The sequence below is a fragment of the Zobellella sp. An-6 genome, from assembly GCF_052487945.1.
Genome location: NZ_CP199259.1, coordinates 1,391,233 through 1,414,786, shown reverse-complemented (window position 1 = coordinate 1,414,786; position 23,554 = coordinate 1,391,233). Strand labels below are relative to the sequence as shown.

19 protein-coding genes are annotated in these 23,554 nt (G+C 64.5%); 13 read left to right on the top strand and 6 right to left on the bottom strand.

Going from position 1 to position 23,554, the window contains the following annotated elements:
- Window positions 1–30: 30 nt before the first annotated feature.
- Complete coding sequence (locus tag ACT7DK_RS06540; protein ID WP_445397496.1) at window positions 31–819, bottom strand: class II glutamine amidotransferase; 789 nt, start codon at window positions 817–819, stop codon at window positions 31–33.
- Window positions 820–824: 5 nt separating this feature from the next.
- Window positions 825–1,406: a D-sedoheptulose 7-phosphate isomerase gene (gene lpcA / locus ACT7DK_RS06535; RefSeq protein WP_445397494.1), complete on the bottom strand. Its 582-nt coding sequence runs from the start codon at window positions 1,404–1,406 to the stop codon at window positions 825–827.
- Window positions 1,407–1,639: 233 nt separating this feature from the next.
- Between lpcA and fadE the strand changes: the two genes are divergently transcribed.
- Window positions 1,640–4,084 carry an acyl-CoA dehydrogenase FadE gene (fadE, locus tag ACT7DK_RS06530; RefSeq protein WP_445397492.1) on the top strand — a complete coding sequence of 815 codons (2,445 nt, stop codon included), beginning with the start codon at window positions 1,640–1,642 and terminating at the stop codon, window positions 4,082–4,084.
- A gap of 154 nt (window positions 4,085–4,238) precedes the next feature.
- Here the strand turns inward: fadE and ACT7DK_RS06525 are convergent, their stop codons facing one another.
- On the bottom strand, window positions 4,239–5,438 hold the full coding sequence (locus tag ACT7DK_RS06525) for an IS4 family transposase (RefSeq protein WP_445397490.1): 1,200 nt from the start codon (window positions 5,436–5,438) through the stop codon (window positions 4,239–4,241).
- 280 nt (window positions 5,439–5,718) lie between these two features.
- Here ACT7DK_RS06525 and ACT7DK_RS06520 point away from each other — a divergent pair, with 280 nt between their 5' ends.
- From ACT7DK_RS06520 to ACT7DK_RS06495, 6 genes are all read left to right on the top strand, one after another.
- Window positions 5,719–6,486, top strand: a complete 768-nt coding sequence (locus ACT7DK_RS06520; protein WP_445397488.1) for an ABC transporter ATP-binding protein — start codon at window positions 5,719–5,721, stop codon at window positions 6,484–6,486.
- A 9-nt stretch (window positions 6,487–6,495) separates the two neighbouring features.
- Entirely contained in the window at window positions 6,496–7,398 is a 903-nt protein-coding gene (locus ACT7DK_RS06515; protein ID WP_445397486.1) for an iron-siderophore ABC transporter substrate-binding protein, read from the top strand.
- Window positions 7,395–9,356: a Fe(3+)-hydroxamate ABC transporter permease FhuB gene (gene fhuB / locus ACT7DK_RS06510; protein WP_445397484.1), complete on the top strand. Its 1,962-nt coding sequence runs from the start codon at window positions 7,395–7,397 to the stop codon at window positions 9,354–9,356. The genes ACT7DK_RS06515 and fhuB overlap by 4 nt, the downstream gene beginning before the upstream one ends.
- Before the next feature lie 115 nt (window positions 9,357–9,471).
- On the top strand, window positions 9,472–11,595 hold the full coding sequence (locus tag ACT7DK_RS06505) for a TonB-dependent siderophore receptor (protein WP_445397482.1): 2,124 nt from the start codon (window positions 9,472–9,474) through the stop codon (window positions 11,593–11,595).
- Window positions 11,596–11,871: 276 nt separating this feature from the next.
- Window positions 11,872–13,326, top strand: a complete 1,455-nt coding sequence (locus ACT7DK_RS06500; RefSeq protein ID WP_445397480.1) for an AAA family ATPase — start codon at window positions 11,872–11,874, stop codon at window positions 13,324–13,326.
- 4 nt (window positions 13,327–13,330) lie between these two features.
- Window positions 13,331–14,755, top strand: a complete 1,425-nt coding sequence (locus ACT7DK_RS06495) for a vWA domain-containing protein (RefSeq protein WP_445397478.1) — start codon at window positions 13,331–13,333, stop codon at window positions 14,753–14,755.
- On the opposite strand, the gene ACT7DK_RS06490 is transcribed toward ACT7DK_RS06495, so the two are convergent.
- The gene (locus ACT7DK_RS06490) at window positions 14,752–15,189 is read right to left on the bottom strand and encodes a GNAT family N-acetyltransferase (RefSeq protein ID WP_445397476.1); all 438 of its coding nucleotides are present in this window, start codon (window positions 15,187–15,189) and stop codon (window positions 14,752–14,754) included. The two genes, ACT7DK_RS06495 and ACT7DK_RS06490, sit on opposite strands and share 4 nt — an antisense overlap.
- Before the next feature lie 176 nt (window positions 15,190–15,365).
- Here ACT7DK_RS06490 and ACT7DK_RS06485 point away from each other — a divergent pair, with 176 nt between their 5' ends.
- The 3 genes from ACT7DK_RS06485 (at window position 15,366) to ACT7DK_RS06475 (ending at window position 17,993) form a co-directional block, all read left to right on the top strand.
- A complete protein-coding gene (locus tag ACT7DK_RS06485) occupies window positions 15,366–16,709 on the top strand; it encodes an NfeD family protein (protein WP_445397474.1) in 1,344 nt (447 codons plus the stop codon).
- Window positions 16,706–17,506: a slipin family protein gene (locus ACT7DK_RS06480; protein WP_445397472.1), complete on the top strand. Its 801-nt coding sequence runs from the start codon at window positions 16,706–16,708 to the stop codon at window positions 17,504–17,506. The genes ACT7DK_RS06485 and ACT7DK_RS06480 overlap by 4 nt, the downstream gene beginning before the upstream one ends.
- Window positions 17,507–17,588: 82 nt before the next feature.
- Complete coding sequence (locus ACT7DK_RS06475) at window positions 17,589–17,993, top strand: group II truncated hemoglobin (RefSeq protein ID WP_445397470.1); 405 nt, start codon at window positions 17,589–17,591, stop codon at window positions 17,991–17,993.
- A 73-nt stretch (window positions 17,994–18,066) separates the two neighbouring features.
- Here ACT7DK_RS06475 and ACT7DK_RS06470 read toward each other — a convergent pair whose 3' ends face one another.
- On the bottom strand, window positions 18,067–18,558 hold the full coding sequence (locus ACT7DK_RS06470; protein ID WP_445397468.1) for a putative 4-hydroxy-4-methyl-2-oxoglutarate aldolase: 492 nt from the start codon (window positions 18,556–18,558) through the stop codon (window positions 18,067–18,069).
- A 449-nt stretch (window positions 18,559–19,007) separates the two neighbouring features.
- On the opposite strand from ACT7DK_RS06470, the gene arcA reads away from it, so the two are divergent.
- On the top strand, window positions 19,008–19,724 hold the full coding sequence (gene arcA, locus ACT7DK_RS06465; protein WP_445397466.1) for a two-component system response regulator ArcA: 717 nt from the start codon (window positions 19,008–19,010) through the stop codon (window positions 19,722–19,724).
- A gap of 33 nt (window positions 19,725–19,757) precedes the next feature.
- Here arcA and ACT7DK_RS06460 read toward each other — a convergent pair whose 3' ends face one another.
- Window positions 19,758–21,122: an MBL fold metallo-hydrolase RNA specificity domain-containing protein gene (locus ACT7DK_RS06460; protein ID WP_445397464.1), complete on the bottom strand. Its 1,365-nt coding sequence runs from the start codon at window positions 21,120–21,122 to the stop codon at window positions 19,758–19,760.
- 205 nt (window positions 21,123–21,327) lie between these two features.
- Between ACT7DK_RS06460 and ACT7DK_RS06455 the strand changes: the two genes are divergently transcribed.
- Together ACT7DK_RS06455 and ACT7DK_RS06450 are read left to right on the top strand one after the other, a co-directional pair.
- Complete coding sequence (locus tag ACT7DK_RS06455; protein WP_445397462.1) at window positions 21,328–22,077, top strand: glycosyltransferase family 25 protein; 750 nt, start codon at window positions 21,328–21,330, stop codon at window positions 22,075–22,077.
- A gap of 54 nt (window positions 22,078–22,131) precedes the next feature.
- Window positions 22,132–23,310, top strand: coding sequence for an O-antigen ligase family protein (locus ACT7DK_RS06450; RefSeq protein ID WP_445397460.1), 1,179 nt, complete (start codon window positions 22,132–22,134; stop codon window positions 23,308–23,310).
- Window positions 23,311–23,554 lie beyond the last annotated feature (244 nt).

The following is a 23,554-nucleotide window of genomic DNA, read 5'->3' as shown; positions in this document are numbered from 1 at the left end:
CAGATCAAGGCGACCCGGTGTTACGGACATTCAGCAGGGCTCGGCCCCGTTGCCGGCGATGCGCTCGCCCAGGTGGAACAGGCTGAATTCGCCGGGCTGCATCTTGTGCCATTGCTCGTTGTTGGTGAGCGGCTGGGTGGCGATCACGGTGACGATGTCGTTGGGGGTGGTTTCCTGCTGGAAGTCGATTTCCACCTCTTCGTCGATCAGGCGCGCCGGGCCGAAGGGAGCACGCCGGGTGATCCAGTGCAGGTTGTTGGTGCAGTAGGTCATCAGGTGCTCACCGTCGGTCAGCAGCATGTTGAACACCCCCAGGGTACGCAGCCGGTCGCACAACTTGGCAACATGGCGGAACATGGCCGCCATGTTGCCGGGCCTGCGCGGATACTTGCACTCCAGCTCGTGCAGCAGCCAGCAAAAAGCCAGCTCACTGTCGGTGTCGCCCACCGGCTTGTGCCGGCCGGTCTTCAGCTTCTTGTAGCCGCTGAGCTGGCCATTATGGGCGAAGGTCCAGTAGCGGCCCCACAGCTCACGGGTAAAGGGATGGGTGTTTTCCAGGGCGATGCCGCCCCGGTTGGCCTGGCGGATATGGCTGACCACGGCACAGCTCTTGATGGGATATTCCTGCACCAGCTGGGCGATGCGCGACTGGCTGGAGGGCTGCGGATCCTTGAAGGTGCGCAGCCCCTTGCCTTCGTAAAAGACGATGCCCCAGCCGTCCTTGTGGGGACCGGTACGCCCGCCCCGCTGCATCAGGCCGGTAAAGCTGAAACAGATGTCGGTCGGTACGTTGGCGCTCATCCCTAACAGTTCACACATGCGGCTTACCCTTGCTCCATCTCTTTTTCCACCAGCTGGATCAGGATGTGGATAATCTTGATATGCACCTCCTGGATGCGGTCGGCGTAGCCGAAGTGGGGCACCCGGATCTCCACGTCCGCCAGGCCGGCCATCTTGCCGCCATCCTTGCCGGTGAGCGCGATCACCTGCATGCCCTTGGCCCTGGCCGCCTCTATGGCCTTGAGGATATTGCCGGAGTTGCCGCTGGTGGACAGGCCGAACAGCACGTCTCCTTTGCTGCCCACCGCTTCCAGGTAGCGGGAAAACACGTACTCGTAGCCGAAGTCGTTGGACACGCAGGAGAGATGGCTGGGGTCGGAAATGGCGATGGCCGGGTAGCCGGGGCGGTTTTCCCGGTAGCGGCCGGTCAGTTCTTCGGCAAAGTGCATGGCGTCGCAGTGGGAGCCGCCGTTGCCGCAGGAGAGCACCTTGCCGCCGGCCTTGAAGCTGTTCGCCAGCAGCCGGGCCGCCCGCTCGATGGCGGCGATGTTGGCGTCATCGGCCAGAAAGCGGTTCAGCACCTCGGCGGCTTCGGTGAGTTCGTTGCGGATCAGATCCTGGTACATGAAATGGCCTCTCACTTGCGGTAAAGGGGGCATTTTGGCACAAGTCGCCAGGGGCGGGAAGCCGGGGGAGCAGGCAGGCTTGAGCCCGGTCGGCGCGGCTGTCCCCCCGTCCGGTTCAGGATATACACTTTTTTAACGGCCGCACAGCTTGATTTAAACACTCGTATGAATTACAACTAGGGGAAATGCACAGGTCTGACCTCTTACCTTTAAATCTGCACAAGGAGTCGTTTATGGTTACCGCATTGTTGCTGCTGCTCACCTGGGGGGGACTGGCCTATCGCCAGAGCCGGCTGGTGATCGCCTCGCTGCTCACCGCTCTGATCCTGGCCATCGGCACCCTGCTCGGAGAAGTGGGCCCGGTTGTCTGGCTGCTGTTCGCCCTGGTGGCCGGGCTGCTCAACCTGCCGGCCCTGCGCCACGGCCTGCTGAGCCGGCCGCTGTTCAAGGTGTACAAGGGGCTGATGCCGGAGATGTCGCGCACCGAGAAGGAGGCCATCGAGGCCGGCACCACCTGGTGGGAGGCCGAGCTGTTCCGCGGCAAGCCCGACTGGCAGACCCTGCACAACTACCCCCGGCCGCACCTGAGCGAGGAGGAGCAGGCCTTTCTGGACGGTCCGGTGGAAACCGTGTGCCGCATGACCAACGACTGGGAAGTGACCCACGAGCGCGCCGATCTGTCGCCGGAAGTCTGGGCCTATTTAAAGGAACACAAGTTCTTCGCCATGATCATCAAGAAGGAATACGGCGGCCTCGAATTTTCCGCCTACGCCCAGTCGCGGGTGTTGCAGAAGCTGTGCAGCACCAGCGCCGTGCTGGCCTCCACCGTGGGCGTGCCCAACTCGCTCGGCCCGGGCGAGCTGCTGCAGCACTACGGCACCAAGGCGCAGAAAGACCACTACCTGCCCCGCCTGGCCCGGGGCGAGGAGATCCCCTGCTTCGCCCTCACCAGCCCGGAGGCGGGCTCGGACGCCGGTGCCATTCCCGATTATGGCGTGGTGTGCCTGGGTGAGTGGCAGGGTAAAGAGGTACTCGGCATGCGCATCACCTGGAACAAGCGCTACATCACCCTGGCGCCTGTGGCCACCGTGCTGGGGCTGGCGTTCAAGCTGCGCGACCCGGAACGGCTGCTGGGCGGCGAGGAAGAGCTCGGCATCACCTGCGCGCTCATCCCCACCAGTACCCCGGGGGTGAACATCGGCCGCCGCCACTTCCCGCTCAACGTGCCCTTCCAGAACGGGCCCACCCAGGGCAAGGACGTGTTCGTGCCCATAGACTACATCATCGGCGGCCAGGAGATGGCCGGCCAGGGCTGGCGCATGCTGGTGGAGTGCCTGTCCGTCGGCCGCGGCATCACCCTGCCCTCCAACGGCACCGCCGGCAGCCGGGTGTCGGCGCTGGCCTCCGGTGCCTACAGCCGTATCCGCCGCCAGTTCCGGCTTCCCATCGGCAGGATGGAAGGCATCGAAGAGCCGCTGGCCCGCCTGGGCGGCAACGCCTACCTGTCGGACGCGGCCAGCATGCTCACCGTGACCGGCATCGATCTGGGCGAAAAGCCCTCGGTGATCTCGGCCATCGTCAAGTACCACCTCACCGACCGCAGCCAGCGCAGCATCATCGACGCCATGGACATCCACGGCGGCAAGGGCATCTGCATGGGCCCCAACAACTACCTGGCCCGGGGCTACCAGGGCGCGCCCATCGCCATCACGGTGGAAGGCGCCAACATCCTCACCCGCAGCATGATCATCTACGGCCAGGGCGCCATCCGCTGCCATCCCTACGTGCTGGCGGAGATGCTGTCGGTGCAGGAGCCGGACGCCAGGAAGGCGCTGGCCCAGTTCGACCGGGCCCTGTTCGGCCACCTCGGCTTCACCCTGGGCAACTTGGTGCGCAGCGCCTGGTTCGGCCTGACCGGTGCCCGCCTGAGCCCTGCGCCGGTGAAGGACGGCACCGCCCGTTACTACCGCCAGATGAACCGGCTGTCTGCCAACCTGGGGCTGCTGTCCGACCTGGCCATGGCCACCCTGGGCGGCGAGCTCAAGCGCAAGGAACGGTTGTCGGCGCGCCTCGGCGACATCCTCAGCCAGCTCTACCTGGTGTCCGCCACCCTCAAGCGCTTCAACGACGAGGGTCGCCAGGCCGAGGTGCTGCCGCTGGTGCACTGGGCCTGCCAGGACGGCCTCTACCGGGCTCAGGTGGCACTGGTGGAGCTGCTCGACAACTTCCCCGCCCGCGGCCTCGGCAGGGTGCTCAAGTGGCTGCTGATGCCCTTTGGCGCGCCGCTCAAGCGCCCCTCCGACAAGCTGGATCAGCAGGTGGCCCGCCTGCTGCAAACCCCGGGCCTGGCCCGCAACAGCCTGGCCGGCGATCTCTACCTCACCCCCGAGGAGGGCAACCCACTCGGCATGCTGGAGCAGGCGCTCACCGACATCCTGCGTGCCGAGCCGGTGTTCGACAAGGCCACCAGGGCCGTCGGCCGCCGCCCCTTTACGATGCTCGACCAGCTGGCGGAAGAAGCCCTGGCCGTCGATGCCATCAGCCAGGAGGAAGCCGCCCTGCTGAAAGTAGCGGAGGCCAGCCGGCTGCGCACCATCAACGTGGACGACTTCGATCCACTGGAGCTGGTGGTCAACAAGGCCAGCTTCGACGACTCCATGCTCAACAAGGCCGCCTGAACGGCACACCGGTAAAAAGCCCCGTCCCGCGCGGGGCTTTTTATTGGCCGCGCTCCCACGCCCCCTCTCGCCACGTCTGCACCCTTCCTAGTCATGTCCGCGCCCTTCCTCGTCACTCCCGCGCAGGCGCTGACGGCTCCCCAGTTTTTTCTGGTCATGCCGCGACCTCTTCCATGAGGGTGTAGATACGGCTCAAGCGTGTTAAGGCTCGCTCCAGTAGCGAGCCCGTTACTCTCCTCGGCTCATGGATAAGCACCTGTTTTCCCAAGGTTAAAAAGGAAAGCACCCGACGCTCCTCGGTGTTGGCCTGGTATCGCCGATGCAGCCCTTGTTGTTCGCACTCGAACCCCACCAACCACAGGAACAGGGTTGCTACCTGGGCTATCAGGCACAGTTGACCCAAGCGACCCTCCCCCTGACTTTTACTGTTGCTCCAGCCAAAACCGTAACGCTGGCTCTTGTCATCACGGAAGTTCTGCTCGATTTGCATCCGCTTCCGATACAGCGAGACGACCTGCTGGGCAGTGAGTTCCGCATCCGAGGTCACCAGCAGCCACGGCTCTTCCGCCGCGTCGCGATACTGCTTCTCTGCCTGGGGATACATGGGCTGCTTCTTGCCCCGTTTCTTGTGCCGTCCCTTCGAGGGGGCATGGTACTGGTGATAGTAAACCGGGCAGGCCGGCTTCACTGTCTTACCCAACAGGCCCGCTCCCAGCGCCTCCGGGGTGGCCGTCGCCTGCTGGGCCAGCGTGGCCGCGGGATACCACTCTTTCTCGTTATCCAACTTGCCATGGATGCGCCCGCGCACTCGCCCTACAAACACCCAGCCCAACGCCCGCACCTGATTCAGCCACGGCGTTTTAAAGCCACCGTCCGACAGAAGAATGACCCGCTGGTGTGCCCCCAGGGCGGCATGCAGATCGAGCAGAAACTGCTGATGTTCATCATGATTTTCTTGCCGCGCAGAGGGCACAACACGGTTCAGCAAGGGCAGGCTGCGACCTTCATACACCAGGCTGGCGCGCAAGACATGAAAGTCCTGGCTGCAACAGCCGCTCCAGTCAATGGCAATGAAGCAGCAGGGCAAGCAATCGGTGATGCGGCGGGTCAGGGCGGCACTCATGGTGACGCAGTCCTGGTGGGCCTTCTCATTACGAAGAAAGCGGTCGACGCGTTTTATCTTGTGCTTGACGCAGGCTTTGCCGGGCAGATGTCGTCCAATCCGGGTCAAGGAGAGGGTGTTGCCGGTAATGAGTCCTTCGGCACAGTTCAGCAGGGTTTTTACCCGAGCCTGATGAAAAGGAGCGAAGGCAGACGCGAAGAATTTATGGCAAACTGAGGACACGGCAGGCATGGCGGAACGTCTTTGTTTTTTTGGCGATTAATAAAGACGCAATCTACCATGCCTGCCGATTTTTTTGGGGATCCCTCAGCGCGCAGGCGGGAGTCCATAAAGCCGGCGGACCAGGCGTCGTTGCCCGGATCGGCGTCCCACTCCCTGGATGCCCGCCTTCGCGGGCATGACGGTGTTGTGTCATTCCCCCGGCGACCGTCCTTTCTCCCGACAAACAACTTGAAAAGTGATAATCAATCTCACTATCATACGCACCACCAATCACAACCATCGATACGCCATGCTGGAACTGCAAGGTATCCGCGTACACCGCGACAACAGGACCATTTTGAGCCTGGACGAACTGTCGTTCGCGCCGGACGCCTTTACCGTCATCCTCGGCCACAACGGCTCGGGCAAGTCGACGCTGATGAAGCTGCTGGCCCGGCAGATGCCGCCGGACGAAGGCCGTATCGCCCTCGACGGCCGGCCCCTCGGCCACTACTCCCAGCGGGAGTTCGCCCGCCGCATCGCCTTCCTGCCCCAGCGCCTGCCGGAAGTGGCCGGGCTGAACGTGCGCGAGCTGGTGCACCTGGGCCGCTTTCCCTGGCGCGGCATGCTGGGGCGCTGGCAGCGCAATGACCATGCCCTGGTGGAAGAAGCCATGAGCCATACCAGGGTGGACCGGCATGCCGAGCACCAGGCCGACCTGCTCTCCGGCGGCGAGCGCCAGCGGGCCTGGGTGGCCATGCTGCTGGCCCAGCAGTCGCCGCTGCTGCTGCTGGACGAGCCCACCTCGGCGCTGGATCTCAGCCACCAGTACGAACTGCTCAAGCTGCTGCAAACCCTCAACCGGGAGCAGGGCCGTGGGGTTATCGTGATCCTGCACGATCTCAACCTGGCGCTGCGCTTCGCCGATCGCATCGTCGCACTGAAACAGGGCCGGCTGCTGTTCGACCGAGCCCCGGCCGAGCTGATGTCGGAGCAGTTGCTGTCCGAACTCTATAACATTCCCATTCGCCTGATCGACCATCCGGACCAGGATGAAAAGATCGCCGTTGTCGCCTGAGCCATGTTGATGAAAACACCCCTTACCCTGTTGTTGCTCCTCCTTGCCGTTTTCAAGGCGCAGGCCATTGACGTCACCGACAGCCTGGGCCGCCACGAATTCACCTCTGCACCGCAGCGGGTGGTCGCCCTCAACTGGGCCGCCGCCGAGCACCTGCTGGAACTCGGCGTGACGCCCCTTGCCATCGCCGATACCGCCGGCTACCGGGAATGGGTGGTGCAGCCGGCCCTGCCCGCCGGGGTCGAGGACGTCGGTATGCGCCAGGAGCCCAACCTGGAGCGGCTGGCGGAACTCAAGCCCGATCTCATCATCAGCGGTGACCAGCAAGGGGATCTGGTGCCCCGCCTGTCCCAGATAGCCCCCGTGCTGCACTTCGAGAGCTTCAGCAGCGGGCACAACAACGCCGAGGCCGCCCGCCGGGTGTTCCTGAGCCTGGCCAGGGTGCTGGACCGGGAGGAGCGGGCCGAGCAACGCCTGGCCGAGCTGGAGCAGGGCTTCGAGCAACTGAAGGCCCGGCTGCACGCCCACTTCGGCGACACCTTGCCCAGGGTGACCGTGGTGCGGCTGATGGACAGCAGCCATGTGCGCATCTACGGCGACAACGGCATGCCCCAGTACGCCCTGGAACGCCTCGGCATCGCCCCCGCCCTGCCCCAGCCCGCCACCCAGTGGGGCCAGGTGCAGAAGAAACTGACCGATCTGGGCGCCATCCGCGACGGCGTGGTGCTCTATATCGAGCCCTTCCCCGAGGCCGACAAGCTGTTCGCCACTCCGCTGTGGCGGGCCATGCCCTTTGCCCGTGCCGGCCGACTGGCGGCGGCTCCCTCCACCTGGACCTACGGCGGCGTCATGTCCCTCGGCTACCTGGCCGAGAACCTGACCCGGGCCCTGCTGAGCGTGCCGAAGGAATGAGTCGATACCTGTTGTTGCCGGCCGCCCTGTTGGGGCTGGCCCTGCTGCACCTGCAGCTGGAGCCGACGGTCCCCCTCGCCGGGCAATGGGCCTTGCTGTGGGGCGCCGAGCCCGAGCTGTTCGAGGAATTCCAGTTTTTCTACAGCGCCCTGCCCCGGGTGGCCATGGCGCTGCTGGTGGGCGGCGCCCTGGGACTCTCCGGCAGTGTCTTGCAGCAGCTCACCCAGAACCGGCTGGTGTCGCCCATGACCCTGGGTGCCTCGTCCGGCGCCTGGCTGGCGCTGGTATGCGCCGCCGTCTGGGCGCCCGCCCTGGCGGCCAGCCACGGCCACTGGATTGCCCTGCTGGGGGCGGCGCTGTCGGCGGCGCTGGTGCTGTTGATCGCCGGCCGCCACGGTATCCGAGGCCTGCCGGTGGTGCTGGCGGGCATGGCGGTCAACCTGCTGCTGGGCGCCCTGGCCTCGGGGCTGGTGCTGCTCAACGATCAGTACACCCGCAACCTCTTTATCTGGGGCGCCGGCGATCTGGCCCAGACCGACTGGCACTGGGTGCTCTGGCTGCTGCCCCGGTTGCTGCCGGTAGCGGTGCTGTTGGCGCTGTTCGCCCACCGGCCGCTGACCCTGCTGCGCCTGGGGGACGATGCCGCCCGCGCCCGTGGCATGAGCCTGTGGCCGGTGCTGCTTGCCCTGCTGGTGGCCGCGCTCTGGCTGAGCTCGCTCGCCATCACCGCCGTCGGCCTGATCGGCTTTATCGGCCTGCTCACCCCCAATATGGCGCGCTTTTTCGGCGCCCGCACCGCCCGCGACGAGCTGCTCTTCTCCACCCTGCTCGGCGGCCTGCTGCTGCTGGCCACCGACGCCATCGCCCTGGGCTTCAGCCGGGTTTCCACCGATCTGGTGCCGAGCGGCGCGGCGGCGGCGCTGATCGGCGCGCCCGCCCTGTTGTGGCTGCTGCGCAGCCGGATGCATGCCCAGGATCAGAGCGCCATCCGCCTGCCCGGCGAGCGCTGGCGAGTCACCCGGTCCAGCTGGCTGGCGGTGGCGGTCGCCATCCTGGCCCTGCTCCTGGTCAACCTGACCCTGGCACCCGCCGGCCAGGGCTGGCAGTGGTCCTGGCCCGATGAGCTGCTGTGGTCGCTGCGCTGGCCGCGCCTGCTCACCGCCGCCGGCGCCGGCGCCGGCCTGGCGGTGGCCGGGGTGATACTGCAGCGGCTGATCCGCAATCCCCTGGCCAGCCCGGACATCATGGGCATCTCCGCCGGCGCCACCCTGGCGCTGGTGCTGGGCGTGCTGCTCGGCGGCAACTCCATCCACGACGGCGGCCCGCTGCTGGCCTTCGGCGGCAGCATGGCGGTGCTGGCCATCCTGCTGCTGCTCGGCCGCCGCCACGGCTACGCCCCGGCGATGATGGCGCTGGTGGGCATCGCTCTCGCCGCCTTCCTCGACGCCCTGCTGCAGTTCACCCTGGCCAAGGGCAACGATCAGGTATTCGCCATTCTCGGCTGGCTGTCGGGCTCGACCTACCGGGTGAGCGAAGCCCAGGCCGGCTGGCTCACCGCCGGCATCCTGCTCACCTGGCTGCTGGCCCTGGCCTCGGGCCGCGGCCTGACCCTGGTGTCCATTGGCGACGGCATCGCCCTCGGCCGCGGCCTGGCCCTGGATCGCACCCGGGTGCTGCTGCTGGTGCTGGTCTCGGTGATCTGCGCCCTGGTCACGGCGGTGATGGGGCCGGTGGCCTTCGTCGGCCTGCTGGCGCCGCACATGGCGAGCCTGTTGGGCGCGCGCAAGGCCGGCAGCCAGCTGCTGCTGGCCTCCCTGCTCGGCATGGCGCTGATGCTGCTGTCGGACTGGCTGGGCCGGGTGCTGCTCTACCCCATGCAGCTGCCCGCCGGCACCCTCGCCTCCATCATGGGCGGGACCTACTTTATTTACCTGCTGGCCCGGAAACGGGCCCTATAACCACGGGATAGAAGGCGCCGCCCGCGCGGATCCCCGAGCGGGCCGGGTAAAGGCGCAAATAACTAAATAAAAATCATTTGCTTTTGTAATTTTACTATTGAGGAGATTTCAAAGAATGCCGTTTCAGAAGAAACACCTGTCCCGTGTGATTGCCGCCCTGCTGGCCGGCGGTGTGTTGACCCCCGCCCTGGCCCAGCAGCAGGATCCCCTGGTGCTGAGCACCGTGACCGTCAACGCCGAGCGCGAGAACGACGTCACCGAAGGCAGCGACCGCTATACCACCAAGAGCAGCCGTACCGCCACCAAGCTGAGCCTGTCGCCGCGGGAAACCCCGCAGACGGTATCGGTCACCACCCGCACCAAGATGGACGACTTCGCCCTCAACGACGTCAATGACGTGCTGGAAAACACCAACGGCGTCAATGTCGAGAAGGTGGAAACCGATCGCACCTACTTCACCGCCCGCGGCTTCGATATCACCAACTTCCAGGTGGACGGCCTCGGCGTGCCCCTGACCTACGGCAACGTGATGGGGGATCTGGACACCGCCCTGTTCGACAAGGTGGAAGTGCTCAAGGGTGCCAACGGCCTGATGAGCGGCGCCGGCAGCCCCGCCGCCACCGTCAACTTCGTGCGCAAGCGCCCCACCGAGGAATTCCAGGCTTCGGCCAAGGCCGGCGTCGGCTCCTGGGACTATCGCCGGCTGGACGGCGACATCTCCGGCGCCCTCAGCGAGCGGGTACGCGCCCGCCTGGTGGTGGCCGGCCAGGACAAGAATTCCTACCTGGATCGTTACGAGCAGCAGCGGGGCCTGGCCTACGGCGTGCTGGAGGCGGACTTGACCGACAGCACCCTGCTCACCCTGGGCCACAGCTACCAGCAAAACAACGCCGACAGCCCGCTGTGGGGCTCGCTGCCGCTGTTCTATACCGACGGCAGCCGCACCGACTACAGCCGCTCCGACAGCAGCGCCGCCGACTGGGCCTACTGGAATAACGAGGACAACCGCAGCTTCGTGGAGCTGGCCCAGGAGCTGGGCGGGGGCTGGACCGCCAAGGCGGCCTACTCCCATGTGAAAATCGAGTCCGACTCCGAGCTGTTCTACGTCTACGGCACCCCGGAGCGCGGCACCAACACCGGGGTGTTCAGCTGGCCCAGCCAGTACGACTTCAGCACCCGCCAGGATCTGGTCGACCTCTACGCCAGCGGCCCCTTCCGGCTCGCCGGCCGGGAACACGAGCTGGTGGCCGGCACCAGTTGGTCCATGGCCAATACCCGGGATCACTCCTGGTACGGCGACACCCTGGGCAGCCCGGTACCGGATCTGCACGGCTGGGATGGCAGTTATCCCAGACCCAACTTCACCAGCGACGGCGGTGGCAGCGACTGGACCGACAAACAGCAAAGCGTTTATACCGCCGCCCGCTTCAGCCTGACCGAGGATCTGAGCCTGCTGGCCGGCGCCCGCCTCTCCAACTGGGACAGCCACGGCACCAGCTATGGTAAAGACAAGGCCACCCGCCACGACAATGTGCTGGTGCCCTACGCCGGCCTGGTCTACGACCTAACCCCGAATTACTCGCTCTATGCTAGCTACACCGAAATCTTCACTCCCCAGGTGGCGGCGGATATCGACGGCAACCGCCTGGATCCCATCGAGGGCAGCAGCATGGAGACCGGCGTCAAGGGCGAATGGCTCGACGGCCTGCTCTACGCCAACCTGGCCCTGTTCCGGATCGAGCAGACCAACCTGGCCGAGGCGGCCGGCGTTGTCGACGGCAGAACCTATTTCCGCCCGGTGGACGGCGTCGCCAGCCAGGGCGTGGAGCTGGAGCTGGCCGGCGAGCTGCTGCCGGGCTGGGAAGCCAGCGCCGGCTACAGCTACGTGGATATCGAAGACAGCGAAGGCAACACCACCAAGACCTATACCCCGCGGCAGAGCGCCAAGCTGGCCACCACCTATCGCCTGCCCATGGTCGAGCAGCTGAAGCTGGGTGCCAATATCAAATGGCAGGACGACACCTACCGGGACTACGGCAGCGGCAGGATAGTCCGCCAGGATGCCTATGCCCTGCTCGGGCTGATGGCCAAGTACGAGTTTACCTCCCAGCTTGACGCCACCCTCAATGTCGACAACCTGACCGACGAAAAGTACCTCACCAGCTTCTACTGGGCCACCCCCCAGGGCTACTACGGTGAACCCCGTAACGCCAAGCTGACGGTCAACTGGAAGTTCTAAACAGGAATAACGACCGAGCCGGCCCCGGGCCGGCTCTTGCCGGAGGCACCATGACAGCCCCCACCCCCTTATCCCCCCAGTCCAGGCCGGACCGCCTGCTCCAGCATATCCACCAGCACCTGGATGACCCCCTTCAACTGGAACGGCTGGCGCAACTGTCCGGTTGCTCCCGCGCAGGCATGCCCTGGCTTGATATCCGTCCCGCACTGGCCATCCCGCCTTTTTTGAGTACAATATCAAAATATTTTTAATACAATTAACTCACAGGTCTGGCACATGGATGTAAAACCCCGTATCGCGGCATTGATCGAACACCTGCAGCAGGGCTTGCTGGAGCGGGATACCCCGGCCCGGCTGGCACTGCTGGCCGCACTCGCCGGCGAACACCTGCTGCTGCTGGGCCCGCCCGGCACCGCCAAGAGCGAGCTGTCCCGCCGGCTGCACACCCTGCTCACCGACGGCGCCTACTTCGAGCGGCTGCTGACCCGGTTCTCGGTGCCAGAGGAGCTGTTCGGCCCCCTGTCCATCAAGGCCCTGGAGCAGGACCGCTACCTGCGCCAGACCAAGGGCTACCTGCCCGAGGCTTCCGTCGCCTTTATCGACGAGATCTTCAAGGCCAACAGCGCCATCCTCAACAGCCTGCTCACCCTGCTCAACGAACGCCAGTTCGATAACGGCAGCGAACGGCGGGAGGTCCCCCTGGTATCGGTGATCGCCGCCAGCAACGAGCTGCCGGAAGGTGCCGAGCTCAACGCCCTGTACGACCGTTTCCTGCTGCGCTACCAGGTAGCGCCGGTCAGCGATCAGGCCTTCACGGCCCTGCTCACCCTCAACCACGGCTACCAGGCGCCGCCGCCGGAGCTACGCCTGAGCGGTGCCGAGCTGGCCGCCATCCGCCGCCTGGCCGAGCGGCTGCCCCTTGCCCCGGCGCTGGTGCGACTGCTCACCCGCCTGCGCGCCTTCCTCGCCGAGCAGGAGATGACCGTCTCGGACCGGCGCTGGCGCAAGGTGGTCAAGCTGCTCAAGGTGTCCGCCTGCTGCAACGGCGAAACCGAAGCCGGGCTGTTCGACGCCTGGCTGCTGCCCCACTGCCTGTGGCAGCAGCCGGAGCAGTACCCCCGCCTGGAGGCCTGGCTGCAGGAGCACATCGCCGCGGATCCGGGCTTCAGCCCACAGCTGGTGGCCGAGCTGGTGGACAGCTGGCAGCAACGGCTGGCGCAGGACGCGGATCCGGTGCTGCCGGCCCTCAACGAGCAGGGCTACCAGCTCTACCTGGACGAGGCCGGCCAGCCGGTGACCGAGCGGGATGGCTTCAGGCCCCGCCACAATGCCGCCGGCGAAGCGCTCTACCGCCAGCCCCGCCTGCCCGACACCAGCTTCACCGAGCAGGAAATCCGCAACCTGGGTGGCAACCTGGATCAGTACGAACCGGTGCTGGAGCCCTATCAGCGCCCCACCGCCCTGCGCCCGCGCGCCTGGCCGGCGGCCCACCTGGCCGCCCGACTGGCTCAGCTGGACGAACGCATCGGCGAGCTGGGGCAATACCTGGACTGGCTGACGCAACAGCAGCGGGAGCTGGCGCCCCGGCTGCGCCAGCACCTGTGGCTGAGCCCGGCGCTCGCTGTCCAGGCCCGTCACCAGCTGGAGCAGCAGCAGCAGGCCCTGGGCCGGCAACGGGAGCGGCTGCTGGCCCTGCGCCGCGATTTCGCCGCCCTGCCGGTCGAGGCCTAGGGCCTTGTCCGCCTCCCTGCCTCCCGGCCTGGGTATCCTGGCCGAACTGCCGGAGACGCTGTTCAGCCTGGTGGTGACCCACCCCCTGGGCCGGCTGCGCCCCCGGGCCGACCATGTGGTCGAGCTGCTGGCGCGGCTCGATCGGGGTCAGCTGCCGGCACCCGGCCGGTGGCTCGGCAGCAGCACCGAGCGGCGCATTCGCCACTTGCTGGTGCGTTCGGAAGCGCTCGGCTACTGCAAGCAGACTCCGGAAGTGGCTCGGGCCGTGGTCCAGGACATCCTGCTGGTGCTGGAGCAGGTGGAGCTGCAGTGGCCGGCCACCGCCGAGCTGCTGGTGGGGGGCGGGCAGGCCCCGCAGCGCGCCGAGCGGCGCGCCCGGGCCCGCCATACCCGGCGGGAGCTCGGCCGCCTCGCCGAACAGTGGCAGCGGCGTATCAGCCTGTGGCAGACCCTGGATCAGGTGGCGGAAGAGCTCGGCATAGCGCCGGCCCTCGGCACCGATACCGACAGCGGCCGGCTGCGGGACCGGGCCTGGTTCGACCTGCTGCGCCTGCAGCAATGGGTTGCCCAGATCCACCGGCTGCAGCGCTTGTTGGAGCAACTCGGCCAGCAGCGCCCGGATCCGGCACAAAGCGCCACCCTGAGCCAGTTACGGCAACAGATGAGTCCCCGAGAAACGGGCCCGCAGCAACGGCAACTGCCCGGCATGCCCATGGAAACCCAGGGCATTACCCGCTCCGACAACCTGGCGCGGATGCTGCCGCTGGAGGCGGCTTTTCTCGGCCACGAGGTGCTACACCTGCTGTGGCACGCCCGCCGGGCCGAGCAGGGCCTGCTCAGCTATGCGGTGGCCGGCGTCATGCCCATCGATGCCGGCAACGACTGGCCCCAGCCCCGGGCCGGTCAGGGGGAAGGGCGGAGCCAGGGCAGCCAGCAGGGTCCCATACTGCTCTGCCTGGACACCTCCGCCTCCATGCACGGCCTGGCCGAGCAGGTGTCCAAGGCCATGGTGCTCGAAGCCCTGCGCCTGGCCAAGCGCCAGCGCCGGGGCTGCCTGGTGTACCTGTTCGGCGGGGCCGGCGAGCTACGGGTGCTGGACAACCGCCGGCTGACCCTGCCCGAGCTGCTGGATCTGCTGCGCACCGCCTTCAGCGGCGGCACCGACGTCGGTACGCCGCTGCAGGCGGCGCTCACCCGGTTGCAGCAACAGGAGTGGCGGCAGGCCGACATCCTGCTGGTGAGCGACGGCGAATTCCAGGTGTCCGCCGCGTTGCGCCAACAGGTCGCGCAGGCGAAGGAAAGCCTGGGGGTGCGGCTGTTCGGCCTGCAGCTGGGTTATGCCACCGCCCTGCACGCCATGCGCCAGCTGTGCGACCCGGTGCACCTGTTCAGCGACTGGCGCAGCCTGGAGCAGGCGGCCAGGGTCTAACCCCTCACCAGCACCAGCCGGGGCTCGCCCGGGCCAAAATAGGCATCTTCCCGCCGCTCCTCCACGAAACCGAGGGAGAGATAGAGCCCCAGCGCCGGGTTGTCCGGCGCCACCGTGAGCCGCACCGCGCGGCAGCCACCCGCTTCCAGTGCTCCTGTCGCCTGGCGCAGCAGCGCCTTGCCGAAGCCCCGTCCCCGGCAGGACGCGACCACCGCCAGGGACAATATCCAGCCCTCGTCGGGGGTCGCGCCCGTTCCGCCCAGGCCGTAACCGGCCAGTGCGCCCTCGTCGTCTTCCGCCACCAGCAGATAGCGGGGCCACAGATCCAGCGCCTGGCGAAAAAAGAAATCCGGATAACAGTGGCCGCCGAAGGCGGCTCGCTCCAGGGCGTAAATGGCCGCGAGATCCCCCCTGGTCGCCGTTCTGATACGCATATGCGCTCCCGTAAAGATGCATGGCCGCTTGGGCGGCTCCTGGTGGCGAAAGGTCGATGGTGCCTGCTCGCGGAAAGCGGTGCAACACCGCCGTGCACCTTGTCCTTGCCGGCTAAAGAACCACCTCCCGGGCTCATGCACTAAGCTCTAAGGGAGACTGCATTGGAGCTGGGAGTATGAACTGGCGCGGCTTATTACTGGTGTTACTGCTGCTGGGCACGCCCGTCCTGGCCCAGGAACGTTACTGGCAACTGGACATCAAGGGGGCCATAGGCCCGGGTACCTCGGATTTTATCGTGACCGAACTGGCCCAGGCCCAGCTGGATAGCCCCGCCTTTCTGCTGCTGACCATGGACACTCCCGGCGGCCTCTACAGTGCCACCCGGGATATCATCAGCGCCATGCTCGAATCCCGGGTGCCGGTCGTGGTCTATGTGGGCCCGGGCGGTGCCAGGGCCGCCTCGGCCGGCACTTACATCCTCTATGCCAGCCATGTGGCCGCCATGGCCCCGGGCACTCACCTGGGCGCCGCCACCCCGGTGCAGATAGGCCCTCCCGGCAGCACCGAGCGCCCGCGGGACCAGACGGAGGAAGAGCAGGAAGGCGATCAGCCGGCCCCCGAAGGCGGCGCCATGGAGCGCAAGACCCTGAACGATGCGGTGGCCTATATCAAGTCCCTGGCCCAGTTGCGCGGACGCAATGCCGACTGGGCCGAGCAGGCGGTGCGCGAGGCCGCCACCCTTACCGCCTCCGAGGCCCTGGAGCAACAGGTGATAGAGCTGGTGGCGGTGGACATCCCCGCCCTGTTGCAGGCCCTGGACGGGCGGGAAATCAGCCTCCATGACCAGCCCTATACCTTTGCCACCGCCGGGCTGCTGGCCGAGCAGCGCCAGCCCGACTGGCGCCAGCGCTTCATCATGATCATCACCAACCCCAACATCGCCTACCTGCTGATGCTGGTGGGCATGTACGGCCTCCTGCTGGAATTCTACAGCCCCGGTTTCGGGGTAGCCGGCGTGATTGGCGCCATCTGCCTGCTGCTGGCCCTGCTGGCCCTGCAGATGCTGCCGCTCAGCACCGCCGGCCTGGCCCTGCTGTTGCTGGGGCTGGCACTGATGGTGGCCGAGGCCCTGTCCCCCAGCTTCGGCATTCTCGGCGGCGGCGGCCTGGTGGCCTTCGCCATCGGTTCTGTGCTGCTGTTCGACACCCCGGATCAGGCATTCAGGGTCGCCTGGCCCTTCGTGGCCGCCTTCACCCTGTTCTCGCTCACCCTGGTCCTGGTGGTGGTGCGGCTCATCGTGAAACAACGCCGGGCGGCCCCGGTGTCCGGCACCGCCGCCATGGTCGGCGAACAGGGCATCGCCCTCACCCCCATCGACCCCACCGGCACCGTGCTGGTGCAGGGCGAACGCTGGCTGGCCCACAGCCAGCACCCGATCGCCCAGCATCAGGCGATCGTGGTATTGGCGGTGGAAGACCTTACCCTCAACGTGGCCCCGCTGGAGGAGACCAAGTCATGATGATCGATTTTCTGTATTTTCAGTTGCTGATAGTGGTGCTGGTGGTCATGCTGCTTACCAGCATGTTCCGCATACTGCGGGAGTACGAGCGCGGCGTCATCTTCCTGCTCGGCCGCTTCTACAAGATCAAGGGGCCCGGCCTTATCCTGGTGATCCCCTTCGTGCAGCAAATGGTGCGGGTAGACCTGCGTATCGTCACCATGGACGTTCCCTCCCAGGACCTGATCTCCAGGGACAACGTCACCGTGCGGGTCAATGCGGTGCTTTATTTCCGGGTGCTGGACCCCCAGAAGGCGATCATCAACGTGGAAAACTACCTGGAGGCCACCAGCCAGCTGGCCCAGACCACGATGCGCTCCGTGCTCGGTCAGCATGAGCTGGACGAGATCCTCTCGGCCCGCGACACCCTCAACACCGATCTGCAACGTATCCTGGATCAGAGCACGGACAACTGGGGCATCAAGGTGACCGCGGTGGAGATCAAGCACGTCGATCTCGATGAATCCATGATCCGCGCCATCGCCCGCCAGGCGGAAGCCGAGCGGGCCCGGCGGGCCAAGGTGATCCACGCCACCGGCGAACTGGAAGCCGCCAAACAGTTGCTGGAGGCCGCCCATATCCTGGCCCAGCAGCCCGAAGCGATCCAGCTGCGTTACCTGCAGACCCTGACCGAGGTGAGCAGTGAGAACAGCAAGATCATCGTCTTTCCCCTGCCCATGGAGCTCGGGCAGATACTGCAGCGCCTGGCCGGACAACATAACCCTGCCGATCCCAAGTCGCCGAGCGAGATGACCTGACGGCTACGCCCGGGGCTTCACCCGCCGGGCGTTTTGGGCGAGAATAACCGGCATTTCAGATATCGGAATAGTAGAGCCGCTTATGTTAGTGCCTTCCGCCTACGGGCAGGGTGACAGTTCCTTCCGGGCCGCCGGCGGCGAAGCCGGCCTGCGCCGCCTGGCCGAAGCCTTCTATGCCGCCATGGAGCACCGTCCCGACGCTGCCGCCATTCGCGCCATGCACCCGGCCGACCTTGAAGAAAGCACCGACAAGCTGGCCCGCTTCCTGTGCGGCTGGTTGGGCGGCCCTGCCCGCTACCGGGAAAAATACGGCCCCATCAGCATCCCCCGGGCCCATGCCCACCTGGACATCGGCCCCGCCGAGCGCGACGCCTGGCTGGCCTGCATGGCCGAGGCGCTGACGCAGCAGGATTACGCCGAGGACTTCAAGCAGTATCTGCTGCGCGCCCTGAGCGTGCCCGCCGAGCGCTGCCGCACCCGGGACTGAGCGAGCGGCCCCGGGATGGGCCCAGGGCGTGTCCGCGCGCGGAGCCCGATGCGACACTCCCAGGATCCGGGAATCAGAGCAGGGGATGACTCAAGGGCTCCCTCGAAACGAGGATGCCGTTGATATCGGCGTAGATGAAATCACCGGGATAGATGGTTGCACCGGCAAAGGAAAGCGGTACCCCCACGTCACCCAGACCACGCTTTTCGGTTTTCATCGGGCAGGTGGCCAGGGCCTTGACCCCCAGGGCCATGGTGCTGATGGTCCCCGCATCGCGGATGGCACCGTTGATCACTATGCCCTCCCAGCCGTTTTCCACCGCCTTTTCAGCCAGTTGATCGCCGAGCAGGGCCCGGCGCACCATGGCGCCACCGTCCACCACCAGTACCTTGCCGGTGCCCGGGCTGGCCACCAGCTCCCGCACCCGGGAATTGTCTTCGTAACAACGTACCGTCACCACCTGGCCCCAGAAAATGTGCTCTCCGCCAAAATCACGGAACAGAGGCTCCAGCACGGTGACCTTGTCGGCGTGCTCGTCACATAAATCCGGCAATAAATCCAGCATCCTATACCTCCTTTCTCGGGCACAATGTCAGGCCGCACCGGGTCGGGCGCTTCCCTCCCATGGCCCGGCATCGGCCACTTGAACAGCATGGCCTTTGTATAACATTCCACGCTTTTTGTTAAATCGCCCCTTGACCTGGATCAAACCGGGCCATAAAACTATTTAACATTATCGGCCGCAGACTGTTGTTATGCCCCTGTTAACTGTTAAAATAAGACAACTTTACGTAATGGACCTCTGTTCGTCCCGTCCGTTTGTTTTTTGGGCATGAAGCAGTAACCGCATGGGATGCAAGTAAAAACGGCTTAAAAAAGCAGTAACACCGGACCTACGCACTATTCATTTGGTGGTAGATGGCGTAATTTAGTTACACTATTTCTGAGTAACGCCTGCTTGACTCCGGCGGCTGTTGGCACTGAATTATCTTTACATCTAAAACGGGTACGCTCATGCAGACACCTCACATTCTTATCGTTGAAGACGAACTGGTTACACGTAACACCCTCAAGGGCATCTTCGAGGCCGAAGGCTACGTGGTGCTTGAAGCCACCGACGGCGAAGAAATGTACAAAGCCCTGTCCAGCAACAAGATCAACCTGGTGATCATGGACATCAACCTGCCCGGCAAAAACGGCCTGCTGCTGGCCCGCGAGCTGCGCGAGCAGCACAACCTGGCGCTGATGTTCCTCACCGGCCGCGACAACGAGGTCGACAAGATCCTGGGTCTGGAAATCGGTGCCGACGATTACATCACCAAGCCGTTCAACCCCCGCGAGCTGACCATTCGCGCCCGCAACCTGCTGGGACGCACCATGCAGGCGCCCGAAGCCCAGGACGAAGAAAAACTGGTGGAAGCCTACCGTTTCAACGGCTGGACCCTGGACATCAACAGCCGCGCCCTGATCAGCCCCAGCGATGAAGTGTTCAAGCTGCCCCGCAGCGAATTCCGTGCCATGGTGCATTTCTGCGAAAACCCGGGCCAGATCCAGAGCCGTGCCGAACTGCTGAAGAAGATGACCGGCCGCGAACTCAAGCCCCACGACCGCACCGTGGACGTCACCATCCGCCGCATTCGCAAGCATTTCGAATCGGTGCCGGACACGCCCGAGATCATCGCCACCATCCACGGCGAAGGTTACCGCTTCTGCGGCGAACTGGAATCCTGATACGGCAACGCCCGGGCTAGCCCGGGCTTTTTGTTACCCCCGACGTGCAATCACCACCCTGGTGTTCGGCAAGCTCTCCTCCAGCTTTTGTTTCAGTGCCCTTTTGGCCTGTTCCTCCCCGTGGATCAGACGGATTTCCCCGGGCGGCGGCACTATGCCGACCGCAAAATCCAGCAAATCCTGCTGCCCCGCATGGGCCGAATAACCGCTGACCTGATGCACCCGGGCCCTGATATGGTAACGTTCTCCATCCAGCTCCACCCAGCCGCCTTGGGGGCCGTAGTCCAGAATGGCGCGTCCCGGCGTGCCCTCGGCCTGATAGCCCACAAACAGAATGTCGTTGCGGGCCTCGCTCAGCAGTGCCTTGAGGTAGTTCACCACCCGTCCGCCGGCGCACATGCCCGAGCCCGCCAGCACCACACAGGGTCGGTGCGAGCGTGCCAGATAGCCCACGGCGTTGAGATGATCCCGGTGACTGTCCACCACCGTCAGCTGCTCGAAGGAAAGCGGATGACGGCCCTTGGCCAGCAGGGCCTGGGCTTCGTCATTCCAGAACGGCTTGAGCTTGCGGTAAAGGGCGGTGAAGTTGGCCGCCAGGGGCGAGTCCACCACCACCTCCAGCTGGTTCCAGGGCAGGCCGGGGGCGGCCGCCTCGGTGCCGAATTCGGCGATCAGGCTCTCCAGCTCATACAAGATATCCTGGGTTCGGCCCAGGCTGAAGGCCGGGATCAGCAGGGTGCCGCCGTCGGCCAGGGCATGCTCTATGGCCGCCTTAAGCCGCAGCCGGCGGTGCTGCCGGCTTTCGTGGTTCTTGTCGCCATAGGTGCTTTCCAGCACCAGCAGATCGCAGGCTTCCGGCGGCCTTGGCGCCACCAGCAAGGGAGAATGGGGCGCCCCCAGATCGCCGCTGAATACCAGCCGTCGCCCCTCCGCCTCGCATTCCACATAGGCCGAACCCAGAATATGGCCGGCTCGCTGCAACCTTATCCGCACCGCACAATCGGGCATCGCCTGCCACTGGCCATAGGGCAAGGGCACCAGACGCGATTCCAGCAAGGCCAGCACCCGCCGCACCAGCGCCTTGTCACGGGTGAAACCGATATTGAGGGCATCTTCCAGCATGGCCGGCAGCAGCAGGGCCGATGGCCGGGAGCAGTAAATGGGCCCCTTGAAGCCGGCCCCCAGCAAATAAGGCAGGCGGCCGACGTGGTCGATATGCACATGGGTGACCACCAGCGCCCGGATATGGCCGATGTCGAAGTCGATGGCCGGGCTGGCCCCGGCCTCCGCCCCCTGGAACAGGCCGCAGTCGATCAGGATGCCGGCGTCATTCACCCGCAACTCGTGGCAAGAGCCGGTGACCCCCTTCACCGCCCCGTGGTGCAGTACCTCGATCATCGCGCCCCCGGCTTAAGAACCCAATTGAGGCTAACTATAAACCAAAATTCCGGGGCTGCGGGCGCTATCAAGCGGCCCCTGCGCAATGACCTTGATCCCCTGCCCCAGAAGCGGCATCCCACCTGGCTCGGCATGACCGATTAGCACTAAAAATCGACGACGTTATCTGGTAACATGCGGCGACTTTTCAGATCCCGATGAACTCATGACACCAGTACCAGTTTTTGTAATAAGCCTCAAACGCAGCCAAGACAGACGTGAGTACATCAGCGCCCAGTTTGCACGAGAAGGAGTCTCATTCGAGTTCTTTGATGCGATTGACGGCAGCGATAAGCACAACCCGCTGTTAAAGCGCTACAACTACGCCAAGCGGCTCTGGCTGACCAGCGGCAAAATGCCCACCAACGGTGAAATTGGCTGCTATGCCAGCCACTATTCGCTGTGGCAAAAGTGCGTGGAGATGAACCAGGCGCTAGTCGTGCTGGAAGACGATGCCCAACTTCAGCCCAATGCGGCCGGTACGCTTGAACTGGCCAGCCAAAAAATCGACAACTACGGCTTTTTGCGCATGGAAAGCGTGCTAAGAGGCGAAACCGTCACCATGGAGCAGGGCGACGACTATCGCATCAGCTGGATGAGCGACAATTTTGGTGGTTTGCGTGCCTATGCCATAGCGCCCTGGGCAGCCCAAAAACTATTGAGTGCTTCCCAACGCTGGTCGTTACCGGTAGACAACTACCTTGGTGACGCCTTTACACATGGCATGGAGTCTTACCATCTGCACCCAAATTTTGTAGAAAACACCGACGCCTTCGAAACAACCATTCAATTTTACGAGAGAGAAAAAACTCCGTTTTACCGCAAGCCGAGTCGTGAGCTGTATTCGGCGTACCGCAAACTAAAACGTTATTTACACAATAAAAAAATCAAAAAAAGCCTTAAAGCATCGGGCTAACAAATGTTCAGAATCAAAAAAGCCACTTTGATCAGCCGGGGAGAAAGCATTTTTTTGCTCAGCCCCCTGATATGGACCCTGCTGGGAATTTTTAACGTGCCCGGTGGCAAGGCGGTGCTCAGCCGGCTGATACCGCTGGTGGTCGTTTACTGTCTGGTACGCTTCAAGGGACAGTGGCGCCTCAACCTGGCCAGGCCCGAGTTCAAGCGCTTTGCCGTGATAAGCGGACTGCTGCTGCTGTTTCTGACCATACAGCACCTGATGCGGGGGGAATCGTTCAGCTTTACCCGCACCCTGCTGGCCGTGTTGCTCTACCTGCTAGTGGTGCCCTGGCAACAGTTCACCCTATCCACCCTTACTCGGCTCTGCGCCCTCAGCGGCATGGTCGTGGGAGCCGGTGCTGTTTACGAGGTAATGCTCAGGGGCATATCCAGAGCAGGTACACTGGCGGCCAACCCCATTCCCTATGCTACTTTTGCCGCCATCATACTGTTAGCCTGCCTATGCGCCCTGCTCAGCAGCAGTACGGTCAGTTCCAGAGACAGGGCCCTGTACTTTTTGGGTGCCACCGGGGCCATTATTGCCGTTATCCTGAGCGGAACCCGGGGGATCTGGCTTGGTGTGCTGGTGGCGCTGGTGATTACCGCAATCATCTCCATGTCGCGCTGGAAGACGAGAGCCGCCATTTTCACCATGATTGGCGTTATCGTGCTGGCCGGTGCCAGCACTTACACTCTGGATGATCGAGTGTATAACCGTTACAAGCAAACCCTGGCTGAACTCAGACAGATAACTGCCGATAATCTGAATACCTCCATCGGTATCCGACTGCAGCTGTGGGAGCGGGGCCTGGACTATGTCGGCCAGGCGCCCCTGCTTGGCATTGGTTCCCAGCACTACCCCGACTTAATAGAAGAAGACGTGGTGGAAGGGGACATAACCGCAAGAGCCGCGCCACTGGCCGATGTGCATTTTCATAACCAGTATATCGACACGCTGGTGCGTACCGGCCTTGCCGGCCTTCTGCTACTGCTGGCCTGGACGGCGCTGCCGGCCACACAACTCTTTACCAAACACGGTACCCTGGCAAGGAATATCAGCACCAGCACTCTGAGCCTGATCCTGGTGGCAGGCCTAACCGATGTGCCCTTTCACCATACCCACCTGGTCTATGTTTACAGCCTGCTGCTGGGCATACTGCTGCTTATACCTTCACCAAAAGCGGTTTCATAGCCATTCTCGCCAAGGTACGCGAAGGCTCAGCAGCGGAATCATCGCCATATAAACCGAGTCGCGGCGGCAAGGCCATAGCTGCCACAACGCCGGCTCGGTAACAGGTTAAATAGCTGTTCCGAAGAGTAGATCACTGTCGGCAACGACCGGGTTCCGCTAAGCAGACCCTCCGCGCCAGGGATGGCGCGGCGGAGCCCCCAGGGATGGGTTCACGGCGTGTCTGCGTGCGGGGCCCGGTCGATGT